At 60.7% G+C, this 14473-nt stretch carries 12 protein-coding genes and 6 pseudogenes; 7 read left to right on the forward strand and 11 right to left on the reverse strand.

The window, feature by feature from the left end; all coding sequences use genetic code 11:
* The first annotated feature begins 161 nt into the window (after positions 1-161).
* Together L0A91_RS13580 and L0A91_RS13590 are read left to right on the forward strand one after the other, a co-directional pair.
* Positions 162-642, forward strand: a pseudogene (locus tag L0A91_RS13580) (NAD(P)H-hydrate epimerase).
* Positions 643-702: 60 nt separating this feature from the next.
* A complete protein-coding gene (locus L0A91_RS13590; RefSeq protein WP_311197836.1) occupies positions 703-1884 on the forward strand; it encodes a metalloregulator ArsR/SmtB family transcription factor in 1182 nt (393 codons plus the stop codon).
* Positions 1885-1901: 17 nt separating this feature from the next.
* Here the strand turns inward: L0A91_RS13590 and L0A91_RS13595 are convergent, their stop codons facing one another.
* The 5 genes and pseudogenes from L0A91_RS13595 to L0A91_RS20030 all read right to left on the reverse strand — a co-directional run.
* Positions 1902-2246 carry a YnfA family protein gene (locus L0A91_RS13595; RefSeq protein WP_235244919.1) on the reverse strand — a complete coding sequence of 115 codons (345 nt, stop codon included), beginning with the start codon at positions 2244-2246 and terminating at the stop codon, positions 1902-1904.
* 14 nt (positions 2247-2260) lie between these two features.
* Positions 2261-2779, reverse strand: coding sequence for an MBL fold metallo-hydrolase (locus tag L0A91_RS13600; protein WP_235244920.1), 519 nt, complete (start codon positions 2777-2779; stop codon positions 2261-2263).
* A gap of 8 nt (positions 2780-2787) precedes the next feature.
* Positions 2788-2949, reverse strand: a complete 162-nt coding sequence (locus L0A91_RS13605; protein WP_235244921.1) for a hypothetical protein — start codon at positions 2947-2949, stop codon at positions 2788-2790.
* 48 nt (positions 2950-2997) lie between these two features.
* A complete protein-coding gene (locus tag L0A91_RS13610; protein ID WP_235244922.1) occupies positions 2998-3219 on the reverse strand; it encodes a VOC family protein in 222 nt (73 codons plus the stop codon).
* Between the two features lie 119 nt (positions 3220-3338).
* Positions 3339-3416, reverse strand: a pseudogene (locus tag L0A91_RS20030) (hypothetical protein); the annotation flags it as partial.
* Between the two features lie 319 nt (positions 3417-3735).
* Between L0A91_RS20030 and L0A91_RS20035 the strand changes: the two are divergent.
* Positions 3736-4530: pseudogene (locus tag L0A91_RS20035) on the forward strand (SDR family oxidoreductase).
* A 50-nt stretch (positions 4531-4580) separates the two neighbouring features.
* Positions 4581-6794, forward strand: a pseudogene (locus L0A91_RS13620) (catalase).
* 59 nt (positions 6795-6853) lie between these two features.
* Here L0A91_RS13620 and L0A91_RS20040 read toward each other — a convergent pair.
* Positions 6854-7959: pseudogene (locus tag L0A91_RS20040) on the reverse strand (class II histone deacetylase).
* A 198-nt stretch (positions 7960-8157) separates the two neighbouring features.
* On the reverse strand, positions 8158-8421 hold the full coding sequence (locus L0A91_RS13635; RefSeq protein ID WP_235244926.1) for a GlsB/YeaQ/YmgE family stress response membrane protein: 264 nt from the start codon (positions 8419-8421) through the stop codon (positions 8158-8160).
* A gap of 100 nt (positions 8422-8521) precedes the next feature.
* On the opposite strand from L0A91_RS13635, the gene L0A91_RS13640 reads away from it, so the two are divergent.
* A complete protein-coding gene (locus L0A91_RS13640) occupies positions 8522-10204 on the forward strand; it encodes an ABC-F family ATP-binding cassette domain-containing protein (RefSeq protein ID WP_235244927.1) in 1683 nt (560 codons plus the stop codon).
* Between the two features lie 250 nt (positions 10205-10454).
* Entirely contained in the window at positions 10455-11636 is a 1182-nt protein-coding gene (locus L0A91_RS13645; RefSeq protein ID WP_235244928.1) for a zinc-dependent alcohol dehydrogenase, read from the forward strand.
* 88 nt (positions 11637-11724) lie between these two features.
* Here the strand turns inward: L0A91_RS13645 and L0A91_RS13650 are convergent.
* Positions 11725-12410, reverse strand: a pseudogene (locus L0A91_RS13650) (SDR family NAD(P)-dependent oxidoreductase).
* A gap of 80 nt (positions 12411-12490) precedes the next feature.
* Here L0A91_RS13650 and L0A91_RS13655 point away from each other — a divergent pair.
* Positions 12491-12808, forward strand: a complete 318-nt coding sequence (locus tag L0A91_RS13655) for a hypothetical protein (RefSeq protein WP_235244929.1) — start codon at positions 12491-12493, stop codon at positions 12806-12808.
* Here the strand turns inward: L0A91_RS13655 and L0A91_RS13660 are convergent.
* The 3 genes from L0A91_RS13660 to L0A91_RS19195 form a co-directional block, all read right to left on the reverse strand.
* The gene (locus tag L0A91_RS13660; protein WP_235244930.1) at positions 12802-13485 is read right to left on the reverse strand and encodes an alpha/beta fold hydrolase; all 684 of its coding nucleotides are present in this window, start codon (positions 13483-13485) and stop codon (positions 12802-12804) included. The two genes, L0A91_RS13655 and L0A91_RS13660, sit on opposite strands and share 7 nt — an antisense overlap.
* A gap of 213 nt (positions 13486-13698) precedes the next feature.
* A complete protein-coding gene (locus L0A91_RS13665; protein WP_311197839.1) occupies positions 13699-14214 on the reverse strand; it encodes a hypothetical protein in 516 nt (171 codons plus the stop codon).
* Positions 14211-14393, reverse strand: coding sequence for a hypothetical protein (locus tag L0A91_RS19195; protein ID WP_311197840.1), 183 nt, complete (start codon positions 14391-14393; stop codon positions 14211-14213). Before L0A91_RS19195 ends, L0A91_RS13665 begins: the two co-directional genes overlap by 4 nt.
* Positions 14394-14473 lie beyond the last annotated feature (80 nt).

A 14473-nucleotide genomic window follows, 5' to 3' on the forward strand; every position in this document is an offset into this window, starting at 1 on the left:
ACGGTCCGCCCTAGTGACACAATCACTACATGCCTGCAGCAGCGCCTCCATCAGTGATCCCCAGCATCCCGTCCGGCAGCGTTGGCTGGATTAACGCCGAGCAAATGCTCGAGATCGACCGCATCATGATCGAGGATCTACATATTCTGCTGATCCAGATGATGGAAAATGCCGGTAGCAACCTGGCCCGGGTGGCCATTCAGACCGCATCCCCAGCAACTGCTGTCGTGTACGCGGGCAGTTGCGGCAATGGTGGTGGCGGCCTGGTCTGTGCTCGTCACCTGCACAATGCCGGTGTCGCGGTTGAGGTTGTCTTGAGTGTCGACCCGCAGACGATGACGGAGGTCCCGGCTCAGCAGCTCGACATTGTTCGCCCCATGGGCATCCCGGTATTCGACTGGCTCGATTGTCAGCCTGGACGCACCGACTGGCTTGAACACCACAACAGGCAGGGCTGATGGCCCGGTCGTCAACGCCGACGCAACGATGACCCTGTGCTTGCCGAAGGTTGGCCTGCGCGGGTCGCCGCACATTGGGGACCTGTATCTGGCCGATATCTCCGTGCCAGCCTCGGTCACCGAAGAGATCAGCGGCGTCACCGCACCACCGTTCGGCCTCGGACGAGTCCTTAAACTCGCCTGACGCTTGCCCGGTATCGCTATATGGCGTTATCATCGTTATATGGCGATAGGTACTGAGCAGATGGCGCAGGTGTTTGCGGCACTCGGGGAGCCCTCACGGCTCGAGATTGTGCGACACCTTTTCACCGGTGAGCACCGGGTCACGGAGCTGACCGATCACTTAGGGTTGGCGCAGTCCACGGTCTCAAAACACCTGGTGGTGCTGCGTGAGTGCGGCATAGTCGATGTCCGCACCGAGGGCCGCTCGTCGATGTATTGCCTTCCTGACCCCGACGCGACGGCCCGAGTGTTGGATGCTGCCAGCGCGTGGATCGAGGCCGGGCATGAGCCACGATCACGACCACCCCCGAGTGTTGCCGACGCAGGCAAGCACTGGCGCAAGCTAGCGGTCGTCCTGGCCATCACTGCCACGGTCATGGTGGTGGAGGTCATCGGCGCCATCATCTCTGGCAGTGTCGCGCTGCTGGCCGATGCCGCCCACATGTTGACCGATGTCGCTGGGCTGTCATTAGCGCTGGTGGCTGCCTTGCTGTCTCGCCGACCGGTCAGCGATCAGCGCACTTGGGGGTTCCGCCGAGCAGAAGTCGTCGCTGCTGCGGCCCAGGCGGCAGTCTTGCTCGCGGTCGGCACCTATGTGCTCTACGAGGGCATCAGCCGACTCTTCAACCCGGAGCCGGTCGCTTCGGGAGCCATGGTCATCTTCGGTGTCATTGGCCTGCTCGGCAATGCCATTGGTATCGCGATTTTGACTGGCTCGCGCGGAGACAATCTCAACACTCGAGCGGCGTTCCTTGAGGTCATCAATGACGCTCTAGGGTCGGTGGCCGTGCTGGTCGCAGCCGGGTTTATCTATTGGTCCGACTTCTTGCGGGCGGACGCGATTGCCTCAATCTTGATCGGCGTGTTGATCATCCCGCGCACCCTGCGACTGCTGCGCGACAGCATTGACGTCCTGTTGGAGTCGACGCCCCGCGGGTTGGATCTCGGCGATGTGCGCGCTCGGATGATGGACGTCGACCACGTCCACGCCGTCCACGACTTGCACGCCACGCAGGTCGCGACTGGCCTGCCAGTTTTGACTGCTCACGTAGTCGTTGGCGAAGAATGCTTCCATGACGGGCACCTCAAGAGCATGCTCGATGAACTGCAAAACGCGATGGAGTCAGAGTTTGATGTTGAGCACTCCACGATTCAATTCGAGTGCTACCAGCATGCTGAGCATGAGACGGGCGCGCACCCCTAGATGTGTCTGAGTGCTGATTAGCCGCGCGGTGAGTACATGATGACCGCGACGCCGACCAGGCAAATCATCGCTCCGATCACATCAAAGCGGTCGGGGCGAAAGCCGTCCAGGGCCATCCCCCAGGCGAGCGAGCCAACAATAAAAATGCCACCGTATGCGGCAAGCAAGCGCCCAAAGGACGCTTCAGCCTGCAGGGTCACCAGCAAGCCATAGAGCCCGAGCGCCACAATGCCGCCACCGACCCAGAGCAACCCTCGGTGCTCACGAATCCCCTGCCAGACCAGCCATGCTCCGCCGATTTCAGCCAGCGCGGCAAAGCCAAAGAGCACCAATGAGCGAACAATGGCGCCTAGCTCAGGCATCTCAAGCTCTCAGTTCACTGTTGCTGATAGGCAAAACGGCGGAAAGCGCTGGCGGCATCATTGGTGAGGTGACCGCCGTGGCCGAAGTAGGCCGCCCGGAAATCGCGCTTGGCCAACTGCACGATCGACTGCTTGACCTGCTCAGACTTTGGGTTCATTAGCCCGGGATAGACCTCGCCAGAGCGGTTGACCATCGCCGCATCACCGGCGAAGAGCAGCCCACCGGCGCGATCCAGCAAATAACTGACGTGCCCAGGCGTGTGCCCAGGGGTGCTGATAACAGCCCAATCTTCGGGCAGACCTGCTGTGCCGTCGGCCACCAACTCGGTCGCGACCGAAAACCCCTCGGCTTTTGGCAAGAATCTAAATGCTCCACCTAGCGGGCCGAGCGCATCCTTCAACGGTGGCGGGGTGACGGGCTCCAGTCCGTGTGGCACTCGTGCATCGCGTGCCGACATCGTGACCGGAGCTTGGCTATGGTCTTTGACCGCTCGTGCGCTGCCAGTGTGATCCGGGTGTGCGTGAGTGATCAAGACGGCCTTCAGGTCAGACCAGGTCCGGCCCATCTTTTGAGGCCAGACTCAATGACACCGACCTTGCCGGGCACGCCGGTGTCGACCAGCGTTACTCCTTCGTCGCCATCAATTAGGTAGGCGCTGGCGCCAATCGGCAACTGAATAATGCCGCGGGCTACGTACCGCATACAGAGTCCTTGCTGTGCGTGGTTTGCGGGTAGGCCAAGTGCCTGTGGTCAGGCCTCTTTGTCACCCATATTGTCGGTGTTCATCCACATCAACTCCCAGACGTGGCCGTCGAGGTCGGCGTAGGAGCGTGAGTACATGAAGTCGTTGTCGTCGGTGCGCACGTCCTTGCCGCCAGCGGCCACGGCCTTGTCGACCAAGTCGTCGACGCCTTCGCGGGTGGAGACCCGGAGAGCCAAGAGGTGCTGAGTGTCCGCCTTGGCGTCCCCCACCGGCCGGTCAGCGAACGAAGCAAAAAGTCGCGCTGCAGCAGCATGGCGAAGGTCGAGTCGTTGAGCTCAAGGCATAGCGCATTTTCGTCGCAGAAGTCTTCGTCGAAGGTGTAGCCCAATGAGGTGAAAAACTCACGGCTGACATCGACATTTGCAATCGGCAGGTTCACGAACATCGTCTGGTGCATAACTGTCATCCATCCTCGTTGAAGTTCCCCTCATCCTAGGGGCCACCCACGACATACCGGGTGTATCAAACCCCACCTACGGGCCCCCACCCATGCGGGTGTGCCCCCTTTGATGTCTAGTGCTTAGCATGAAGCCGCGGCCAGGACGGCGTCCGCCCGCCTGCCACGGCTTTGTCAAAAACTCCTACTCGACATGGTTCCTGATCTCTACTGACCAGGACTACTTGCGCCAGCGAATCCAACCCACTCACATCATCCGGAGGACACCGTGGACTATCCCCAGCAACTACCACCCCAAGAACAGCAATGGCCCGGGTCAACCACCAAGATGGACCCACCCGCCGATCATGGGGAAGCCAGTTATGTCGGTCGGGAGCGGCTGACCGGGCTCCGAGCGTTGATTACCGGGGTGATTCGGGAATCGGGCGCGCCATCGCGATTGCCTTTGTCAAAGAGGGCGCGTCCGTGGCGATCTCATTCCTGCCACAAGAAGGCGACGACGCTGATCTCACCAGACAAGCGATCGAAGACCTCGGCGGCACGTGTGTGATGTTGCCTACCGACCAACGCACCGAAGCAGCGAACGTGCAGTTGGCCGAACAGGCCGTGGAACAACTCGGCGGCATCGATGTCCTCATCAACAACGCTGGCTATCAAATGGCCCAGTCCGGCGACATTACTTCCTTCCCCGAAGGACAATTTGAGCAGGTGTTCACCACCAACCTGTTCGCCGCATTCTGGCTAACCAAAGCCGTGGTCGCCAGCATGAGCGCAGGGGTTGCATCATCAACACCACCTCGATTCAGGCATTTGACCCTCCGAACCTCTATTGGACTACGCAGCGACAAAATCCGCATTGAACAACTTCACCGTCAACCTCGCTGCACAACTGGGCCCGCGAGGTATCCGCGTTAACGCGGTCGCACCCGGACCCATCTGGACCCCCTTGATCCCCAGCACTTTCGATGCCGAAATGGTCCAAAACTTCGGTCAAGACACCCCGCTTGGCAGGCCCGGACAACCCACCGAGGTAGCAACTGCTTACGTCTTCCTTGCCAGCCCCGACGCCAGCTACATCAGCGGCACGGTCCTTGGGGTCACCGGTGGCAAAGCCGTGTTTTAACAGACTCTCTATTTCTTCTGACATCAACCCAATCCAGCGAAGGCAGTCCCATGTCGAAGCAAACAGAACGTCCATTGCCCGGTGCTCCTCGTCGCAGGCACCGGCCATGGCCGAACCCACTTCTCCCGGTAGCATGCCACCACCTAAGTCAGACCAGGCTGGTCCGGCTCGTGTTGGCCCAACAGGTAGGGAGACCGAGCTGAGCGCTGACGTTTTGGCGCAACAGGGTCAATGGCTCACCACCGCCACTGGCACCCGATTGCGCGACACCGATCACTCACTGAAGGCAGGGCGCCGCGGACCAACTTTGCTGCAGGATCACCACCTACGAGAGAAGATCACTCACTTTGATCACGAGCGAATCCCAGAGCGAGTGGTGCACGCTCGGGGAGCCGCAGCGCACGGAGTTTTCGTGGCCAATGGAAACGGAGAAGGCATATGCCGGGCACAGTTCCTGCGCCAGGGAGCACAAACGCCGGTGTTTACCCGGTTCTCCACAGTGCTGGGCTCTCGGGGGTCGGCCGACACTGCGCGAGACACGCGTGGGTTCGCGGTGAAATTTTACACCGGTGAGGGCACCTTCGACTTAGTAGGCAACAACATCCCGGTGTTCTTCATTCAAGACGGAATTAAGTTTCCAGACGTAGTTCACGCCGCGAAGCCACATCCGGATCGGGAAATACCCCAAGCTCAGAGCGCGCACGACTCGTTTTGGGATTTTGTTTCACTCCATACCGAGGCCCAACACCACACGATCTGGAACATGTCGGATCGAGGCATCCCACGGTCGTACCGGACCATGGAGGGCTTCGGTGTGCACACGTTTAGGCTTATCAATGACGCAGACCAGACGACGTTGGTGAAGTTTCATTGGAAACCGCGCCAAGGCGTGCACTCGCTGTTGTGGGAAGAGTCGCAACTGGCTATGGGGATGGATCCCGACCTTCATCGCCGAGACCTAGCCGACGCCATTGAGGCTGGTGCCTTCCCCGAGTGGGACCTGGGGGTGCAGGTGTTTCCCGACAGCGAGGATGAGATGTTCGAGGGCATCGACCTCCTCGATCCGACCAAGATCGTGCCCGAGGAACTTGCCCCGGTGCAGCTGCTCGGCACAATGACCCTTAATGCCAACCCGACGAACTACTTCGCCGAGACCGAGCAGGTGGCTTTCCACGTGGGCCATTTGGTTCCGGGCATCGATGTCACCAACGACCCGCTGTTGCAGGTAAGGCTCTTTTCCTACATTGATACCCAGATCACCCGTCTCGGCGGGCCCAACTTTAACCAATTGCCGATCAACCGTCCGCACGCTCCGGTCAACGACATGCTGCGCGATGGAATGCACCAAGCGCAGTGCATCAGGGTGTCGCCCCTATCGGCCGAACTCCCTCGATGGGGGATGCCCGTTCACAGCAGGATCTGACCAGGGTGCCTTTGTTGACGTGCCGGTGGAGGTCTCGGGTGGGCGCAAGGTCCGAGAGGTTCCGGCCGATTTCGATGATCACTTCAGCCAAGCTCGCCTGTTCTTCCGTTCGCTCACAGCGGTAGAGCAGGATCACGTGATTGGCGCCTACACCTTCGAATTGGGCAAGTGCTACGAGCAAAGCATCAAGGAGCGCCAGTTACAAGCGCTAGCCAACATCGACCAAGGGCTATCTGGGGCTGTCGCCAGTGGGTTAGGGCTGACAGCGCCCGAGCCCTCGCTTCCACTGGTGACGAGACGCCCAGCCCCGCTCTGTCTCAGGTCGGTGGCTCGTGGCCCGTCGAAGGTCGCCAGGTTGGCATTGTGGCAGACGCGACGAGTAGCAGTAAGGATATTGAGACGTTGCGTGGGGAGTTAATGAAGCGCGCAGTAGTCCCCTTGGTAATCGCACCGGTGGGGGCACCCTGAACAACGGTGTGGTCGTTCAACGCACTTATGCAACGGCACACTCCGCCGAGTTTGACGCCTTGATCCTGGCTGGCGAGGCGCGTCCGGGCCAAGATGCAGTGCCGTCTTTGGATGCCAAAGCTGGAGCCAGCGAATCGACCCTTGACCCCGGGTGGTCAAATTGGTCGGGGAGGTGTGGCGTCACGCGAAAGCGATCGGTGCCCTTGACCATGGCGCAGCATCTTTGAGCGCCGCAGGTGTGCCCACAGACGGGGCCGGGGTTGTGACCGACCAGGCACCGAACTCTGTAGCATCGGACATCATCAAACTGCTCGAGGGCCATCGCGTGTGGGATCGCTTCACCCCTAGCCCCCGTCGCGCCGAAACCACCTAGGGCGGCTATAGGACTGCTAACTCCTGAGGGTGGTTTCGACGTGGCGCGAAGTCGAACTTTCAGATGTCCTTGATGTAGGTCGCGACTTGGTCGACTAGGGCTTTCTGATGATCCTCCAGTTGGTGTCCACCCATGCCGCCCACGACCGGCAAGATCGCATCTTCGAGGACGTGTACTCCAGCAAGCGTCTCGATGGTGGCGACGCCACAGAACGGGACATAAACCGGGCTGTAGCCACCCTCTTGGATCATCACGATCCGGCCCTGGACCGTCGAGGTCGACGCGTTTTTCACTGTCTCCGTAAGGTCGATAAAGCCTCGTGAGGTGATCAATTGCCGCGACAGCGGGTCCATCGCGTTGGCATCAAACCCGCTGGCCACCAAGATGAGGTCTGGAGCAAACGCCTCCAGGGCGGGGCCAATCACCTGCTTGGCGGCATACGCGTAGCCCTCGTCGCCAGTGCCGGTCGGCATCGGGATGTTGATGTTGTAGTTGATGCCTGCTCCGACGCCGCGGTCTTCCAACAAGCCAGAGTTAGGCGGGAAGCAGCGGTCTTGGTGCAGCGAAATCGTCAACACACTGGGGTCCTCGGCAAAGATGGCCTGAGCGCCGTTGCCATGGTGGACGTCCCAGTCGACGATCGCGACCTTCTCCATGCCGAGGACTTCGCGGGCGTGCTTGGCCGCGATTGCCACATTGTTGAAGATGCAAAGCCCATGCCGGTTTCGGCGATAGCGTGGTGTCCAGCGGGGTTGACCAGCGCATACCCATTGTCGACGTCGCCGTTCACGACGGCCTCAGTCATCGCGATAGCTGACCCGGCGCCGCGAGCAGCGATCTCGAATGCACCTTTGCCGAATGGTGAGATCCCATCTCCGGCGTCGCCGCCTTTGGGCAATTCGCTTTCGCGCTTGATGCGTTCCACGTAGTCAACGGTGTGAACACGCAGGATCTCTTCGTCCGTGGCGTTGCGTGGGCTCACCCGGGTGAGGTGGTCGATAAGACCGGAAACGCAAACCAACTCGTGCATGCGTCGTTTGGTGTCCGGGTGCGCGACGTGATGCGCGATGGGCTGCAGCCCTGCCAGCGGATCGGCAGGAAACATCGAACCGCTGCCGGTGTCGTGCCAACCAAAAATTTCGTCCCAAAGGTAACCGGTCGTCATCACACTCTCCTGGAGTCATGGCTGGAGTCGGCGGTGAAGCCAGCCTGAAGGCGCCTGCCCCCTCACGGTGCAGCGCGTGTGAAAAACGTAACGTACGTACCCGAACGATCGCACGGGTTTCGTAGATTTTGGCCGAGACAAGAAGGGGCGTATGTCGGTGATATCCGACATACGCCCCTTCTTGCTTTACGAAATGAGTTACTTCTTCTTGGCGACAGCGCCTTCGGCAACGCCGATCAACAGCACAGCGAAGACAACCGCCAGGATGAAGCCGAGGATGTTCAGCTCCATGATGTCGCCGGTGCCCAAGAAGCTAGCGACCAGTCCGCCAAGGATGGTGCCGACGATACCGAGCACGAGGGTCATGACCAGGCTGAGGCCCTGCTTGCCGGGCTTGATGAGGCGCGCGAGGGCACCGATGATGAGGCCGGCAACCAGGAAGCCGAGGATGTCAAAGAACATGGGTACTCCTAAAGAATTGGGGACTTCGAAAAGGTATGTCTCGAACTAGACCGTCTCTGATCATAACTCACTGTTGACCCTTCCCCTGCATAATGCGCGTATGGGCCATCTAGAAGTGCAGGAAGTGGGGTTTGCCCTGCCCGATGGGCGGGTGTTGCTGAACGATGTGTCGTTCCGCGTGGGTGAAGGGGCCAAGGTTGCGCTAATTGGGCCTAACGGTGCTGGCAAGACAACGCTGACGAAGATCATCTCGGGGGAGTTGGCGGCCGACAGCGGTCGAGTCGTTCGCTCCGGCGGGCTGGCGGTGATGTCTCAGTTCATCGGGTCGGTGCGCGACGACTCGACGGTTCGCGACTTGCTGGTGTCGGTGGCACCTAAAGCCATTGCCGATGCAGCACTTGAGATTGATCGCACTGAGATGCTGATGATGGAGCGTGACTCCGAAAAGGACCAGATGGCGTATGCCCAAGCTCTCTCGGACTGGGCAGACGTCGGCGGGTATGAGCACGAGACGTTTTGGGATGTCGTCACCACCGCGGCACTGGGCGTGCCCTTTGATAAGGCTCAATGGCGCAAAGTCACGACGCTGTCCGGTGGTGAGCAGAAGCGCCTCGTGCTTGAAGCCCTGCTGCGCGGCAACGAAGAGGTCTTGCTGCTCGACGAGCCAGACAACTACCTCGATGTCCCGGCTAAGCGCTGGCTCGAAAGCGAACTCATCGCGTCGCCCAAGACGGTGCTCTTCATTAGCCACGACCGCGAACTATTAGACCGGGTAGCCACCAAGATCGCCACGGTTGAGCCCAGCGCGGGCGGTAACTCCGTATGGATCCACCCCGGCCGATTCTCGACCTATCAGCAGGCTCGCGAAGATCGAAATGATCACCTGGATGAGTTGTTGCGTCGCTGGGAAGAAGAGCGCGCCAAACTCAAAACGTTGGTTCTGATGTATCGCGAGAAGGCTGCGTATAACTCCGACATGGCTTCCCGGCTGCAGGCAGCTCGCACTCGTTTTGCCCGGTTTGAAGAGGTTGGTCCACCCGAGGCTGTGCCGGTGCGGCAAAGCGTGCGGATGAGGCTGAAGGGTGGCCGGACCGCCAAGCGCGCCGTCATGGCGGAAAAACTGGAACTCACCGGGCTGATGAAGCCGTTTAATGCTGAGTTGTGGTTTGGCGAGCGGGTCGCGGTGTTGGGGTCGAATGGGTCCGGTAAGTCGCACTTCTTGCGGCTGTTGGCCGCTGGTGGGTCGGACCCGGATATCGAGCACCAACCGGTCAGCGACGTGCAGCCCGAGCCTGTCGCGCATACCGGAGTGGTGCGGTTGGGGTCGCGAGTCAGGCCTGGCTGGTTCGCCCAAACACATGATCAGCCGTCATTGCAGGGCCGCACGTTGCTCGAGATCCTGCACCGCGGCGATGAACACCGCGACGGGCGAGGCCGCGAGATGGCTGCCCGCGCTCTCGATCGGTATGGCTTGGCGCGGGCGAGTGAGCAAAAGTTTGAGCAACTCTCTGGCGGCCAACAAGCACGTTTCCAAATCTTGCTGCTTGAGTTATCCGGTGCGACGTTGTTGCTGCTGGATGAGCCCACGGACAACCTTGATCTGCACTCCGCCGAAGCGCTCGAAGATGCCCTCGACACCTTTGAGGGCACAGTCGTCGCAGTCACCCACGACCGCTGGTTTGCCCGCGACTTCGATCGATTCTTGGTGTTCGGCTCTGATGGCTTGGTCTTCGCCTCGGATGAACCGATTTGGGCTGAGACTCGGGTGCAGCGCAAGAGGTGATGCCGTTGCGAACTCAAGACCAGCGTCCACTTGGTTAGATACAAATCGCTGTTTAACCCCCTCTAACGGTGGGTTCGTTGAGCGTTAAAGTGATTAATCTAGCGCGGGAGAGCAGTTTGTTGAGGTCTGACAATGCCCAACCGGCGGGAACAGAACGCGGCCGAGTTCGCTGCACTCACGACACGCTGGTGCACCAATGAGCGGCAAACGGCTCGCACCGACCATCCTTTAAGAGTTTGAGGAGCACATCATGAAGGCACTGACCTGGCAGGCGAAGAGCAAGGTTTCGGTTGAGGAGGTCCCCGACCCCCAGATCGAGCAACCCAACGACGCGATCATTAAGGTCACCTCGACGGCTATCTGCGGTTCCGATCTGCACCTCTATGAAGTCTTGGGCGCGTTCCTCAAGCCGGGCGACGTGCTCGGTCACGAGACAATGGGAGTGGTCGAAGAGGTCGGCCCGGAAGCGGGCAATCTCAAAGTCGGTGACCGGGTGGTCGTTCCGTTCAACATCTCGTGTGGCTCGTGCTGGATGTGCTCGCGAGGCTTGTACGCCGCGTGTGAGACCACCCAGGTCCGCTCTCAGGGCAAGGGTGCCGCGTTGTTCGGGTTCAGCGAACTGTATGGGTCTGTCCCCGGAGGTCAGGCCGAGTACCTGCGAGTCCCGCAGGCGCAGTTCGGTCCGGTCAAGGTCCCTGAAGGGGTCGCCGACGAACGCTTCCTCTACCTCTCGGACATTTTGCCGACCGCGTGGCAGGCGTTTAAGTTCGCCGATGTCCCGGAGGGCGGGACCGTTGCCGTGTTCGGACTCGGCCCGGTCGGTCAACTCGCCACCAGGATCGCGCAGTATTTCGGGCGCAGGGTGATCGGGGTGGACCTGGTCCCCGAGCGCCTCGCGCTCGCGCGCAGTCGAGGTGTTGAGGTAGTAGACCTGTCGGCCGTTGACGATGTCCCCGGGGCGATATTAGACCTCACCAACGGACGAGGGGCTGATGGCACGATCGACGAAGTTGGTATGGAGGCGCACGGCTCGCCGGTGGCTGGTGCGGTGCTTAGTGCTGCCGGGCACTTGCCCGACGCTATCGCTAAGCCAGTCACCGACAACATGGGCGTCGACCGACTTGAAGCTCTGGTTACTGCGATCAAATCGACCCGGCGTGGCGGGACGGTCTCCGTCTCTGGCGTGTATGGCGGGGAAAAGGACCCCATGCCGATGATGGAAATATTTGACCGCGGTCTCACGATGCGCTTTGGTCAGTGCCACGTCCGTCGATGGACCGACGACATCATCGGTGTCCTTGAGGAAGATGGCGATGTGCTTGGTGTCGAAGACCTCGCAACCCACCGCGTCCCGCTGACCGAGGCGCCCGCGGCTTACGACATGTTCCAAAAGAAAGAAGATGGGTGCATCAAGGTGATTCTCAAGCCCTAGCAGCCCCAAGAGTGTTGGTCGGATGGCTCAAGATGTCGACGATTGAGCCATCCGACCAACTCGATGATGTGGAAGTCGACGCTGCGTTCTAAGCGAACGAAGAAGCCTCAACTTCATTCTGGCCCGACTCGATGGCCGCAATAACGGCGTCAACAACAACCTCAGGCTCTAGCCCCTCGGGCAGTTTCGGAGCTTCCCCGGCTAGGGGGCGCGTTGCCAGACCAGTTTCGGTATGCAGAGGTCGCACATCGATCACGGTGATTTTTGCGCGGCGCAACTCACGCACCAACGCCTGATCTGCGGCGGTTAGGGCCGCTTTGCTCGCGGCATAGGCGACCATACCCGGTAGCGGCTTTTCGGCGACCACGGCCGAGATGTTGACCAAGAACCCGTTGGCTTCGCTCAGCATCGGCGTGATGCGGCGAGTGAGCCAGAGCGGCCCAATCACGTTGGTCATAAACAGGTCTTCGATGACGGCATCGTCGGTATCGGCTAACGGACCAAACGCGACGACGCCCGCAGCGTTGATAACGCCGTCGAGCGCCCTAACTCGACGGCTGCCTCAACCACTCGATCGCCGAGTGTGGCATCGCTTAAGTCGCCTTCGACGAGCACCGCGCCGGGGATTTGCGCGGCGTCGAGCTTGTCGCGATCACGGCCAACGGCGATGACCCTCGCTCCTTGTTCGGCTAGTTTGCTCGCGATCCGCGAGCCGAGTGCACCACTGGCTCCAACGACGGCAATGACGGCTTCATCAATCTGGTGACCTGGCATTTCTTCAGAGTAGAGGACCCCGTTTTCACGCTGTGCGGGACCCCCTGTTTTCGCTTCGCCCCGCGCTCTAGAGTGAAGGCATGGAGATCAAAGACGCAGCCGACGTCAGCACCGCCCCGATCGTTGCGCTGGGGCTGGTGGGTGGCTTTTTATCCGCGCGCGAGACCGGCATTCGTCCCCTGGGCGGTGTGGTTTTGGCCGCTGCTGGTGGGTATGCGGCGCGCACCTGGGCCGCTCGCGATGGCGTGGGCACCGCAGCCGGCTTGCTCGGTCTGTATGTCGTCGGCTTCGGTGCCTCCCACCCGCTTGCCAAGAAGATGGGGGCTTGGCCAGCGGTGCTGAGCGTGACCGCGGCAGTTGCCGGTGCGGCCTACGCGGTTTCTGACTCTGCTCAGTAGCCTTTAGCTCGCCGGATGACCTCATCCGCCACCAACCGCGGATGTGTTTCAGGCAGCCAATGGCCACCTTCGACCTCGAGGTAGCGATAGGTCGCATTCACATAGTGCGAGGTTCGCTGCGCACCAACACGGCCTAAGGCAGCGTCGTCGCGGCCCCACACGTGTTGTGGGCACCAGGAGCGACCGGTCCTAACTCGGGAGAGCGGGATCGCTCGGTACCACTGCATTGGGCCAGTCAGACTTCCGGGCGCGGAAAATCGCTTGGCATAGCGCTTTGCGTGTTCTTTGGGCAGGCCAGAGCCCCGGTAGAAGCGGTAGAGCCGCGGTGCAAGGACGCGTTCGGGCAGCGCTGGCAGTTGAAATAGGCCTATGTAGTAACTCATCAACGCCTGATTGCTGCGCAGCATCGACCAACTCAGAGCCGCCGGATGCGGCGTCGAGATCACCGTGACAGTCGAAACCCGGTCGGCATGCCGAGAGGCCAAATGCCAAGCAACCGCGCCACCCCAGTCATGGCCGACGATGTGCACTTTCGTCAGTCCGGCCTCATCGAGCAGGGCGATGACGTCCAGGGCTAACTCATCTAGCCCATAGTCGCGGCGACGTTTGGGAGTAGCGGTGTGCGCATACCCCCGCTGGTCCGGCGCCAAGGTCCGCAAACCGGCCTCGTGCAGCAACGGCGAAATCGTGTCCCATGCTGAATTGTCTTGCGGGAAGCCGTGCAGCAGGACAGCGGTCTCGCCGCCGCCTGGTCCGCCATCAGCGACCGGAAACTGGAACGTGCCCCTCCGAAAGCGTCCACACCCTTAGTCTGCCCCTCGCCTGCCTAATTCGCCACGGTTGGTCACGCCGAGCGTTGGGCGGCGCGGGCCAATCTGTGTCCTACATCTTCATAAACCAGAGGGTATGTCTTGCGCTGTGGGATGAGGCATCTTCAGATCGATGGTGAACCAGGGCAGCATCCATTGGGCCAGCGGCCCAATGGCGAGGGCATAGATCACGGTGGCCACACCGAGTGCTCCGCCGAGCGCGAAACCCAGCGCAACGACCGTCACCTCGATGCCAGTGCGGACCAAACGGATTGACTTGCCGCTGACTCGAGAGAGCCCAGTCATCAGCCCGTCGCGGGGGCCGGGGCCAAGTTGTGAGCCGATGTACATCGCGGTGGCGACGCCGTTCAAGAAGATGCCGCCCAGCATGAGCGCGATGCGCGCCCAGAGCGATTCGGCTTCGCCAATCGTGGCCAGCGTTGCATCTGCTGCAATGCCGACCAAGAACGCGTTGGCGATGGTCCCGAGGCCCGGCTTTTGCTTCAGCGGGATCCACAACAGGAGCACAAAGGCAGACGAAATGATGGTCATCGTGCCGAAGCTGACCGGGATAAAGCGGATCAAGCCGGTGCTCAACACGTCCCAGGGGGTTGCGCCCAGCGTGCCACGTAGGACCAATGCCAGGAAAAGCCATACAGGGCGAGCCCGGCGAGGAGTTGGACCAGTCGGCGGGGCATCTGGCCAGCGCGGATCTGCTCGATGGGGCCAAGATTGGCTAACTGACGGCGCTGCTTTGGAGTGGTCTTCGTGCTCATACAGCCATCATGACGCACGATTGGCCTTGTCCTAAATAGCCAATTTGAAAAGGTGGTCTGGTTGGGGGTGAATCGCTTGG

Source organism: Ornithinimicrobium sp. INDO-MA30-4 (genome assembly GCF_021535045.1).
In the GTDB taxonomy this organism is placed as follows: domain Bacteria; phylum Actinomycetota; class Actinomycetes; order Actinomycetales; family Dermatophilaceae; genus Ornithinicoccus.

Excerpts from the sequence above, each read along its gene's own strand:
- L0A91_RS13640 (WP_235244927.1), top strand. The coding sequence starts at position 8,522 with ATGGGCCATCTAGAAGTGCAGGAAGTGGGGTTTGCCCTGCCCGATGGG.
- L0A91_RS13655 (WP_235244929.1), top strand. The coding sequence starts at position 12,491 with ATGGAGATCAAAGACGCAGCCGACGTCAGCACCGCCCCGATCGTTGCG.
- L0A91_RS13590 (WP_311197836.1), top strand. The coding sequence starts at position 703 with ATGGCGCAGGTGTTTGCGGCACTCGGGGAGCCCTCACGGCTCGAGATT.
- L0A91_RS13635 (WP_235244926.1), bottom strand. The coding sequence starts at position 8,421 with ATGTTCTTTGACATCCTCGGCTTCCTGGTTGCCGGCCTCATCATCGGT.
- L0A91_RS19195 (WP_311197840.1), bottom strand. The coding sequence starts at position 14,393 with ATGAGCACGAAGACCACTCCAAAGCAGCGCCGTCAGTTAGCCAATCTT.
- L0A91_RS13645 (WP_235244928.1), top strand. The coding sequence starts at position 10,455 with ATGAAGGCACTGACCTGGCAGGCGAAGAGCAAGGTTTCGGTTGAGGAG.
- L0A91_RS13605 (WP_235244921.1), bottom strand. The coding sequence starts at position 2,949 with ATGCGGTACGTAGCCCGCGGCATTATTCAGTTGCCGATTGGCGCCAGC.
- L0A91_RS13595 (WP_235244919.1), bottom strand. The coding sequence starts at position 2,246 with ATGCCTGAGCTAGGCGCCATTGTTCGCTCATTGGTGCTCTTTGGCTTT.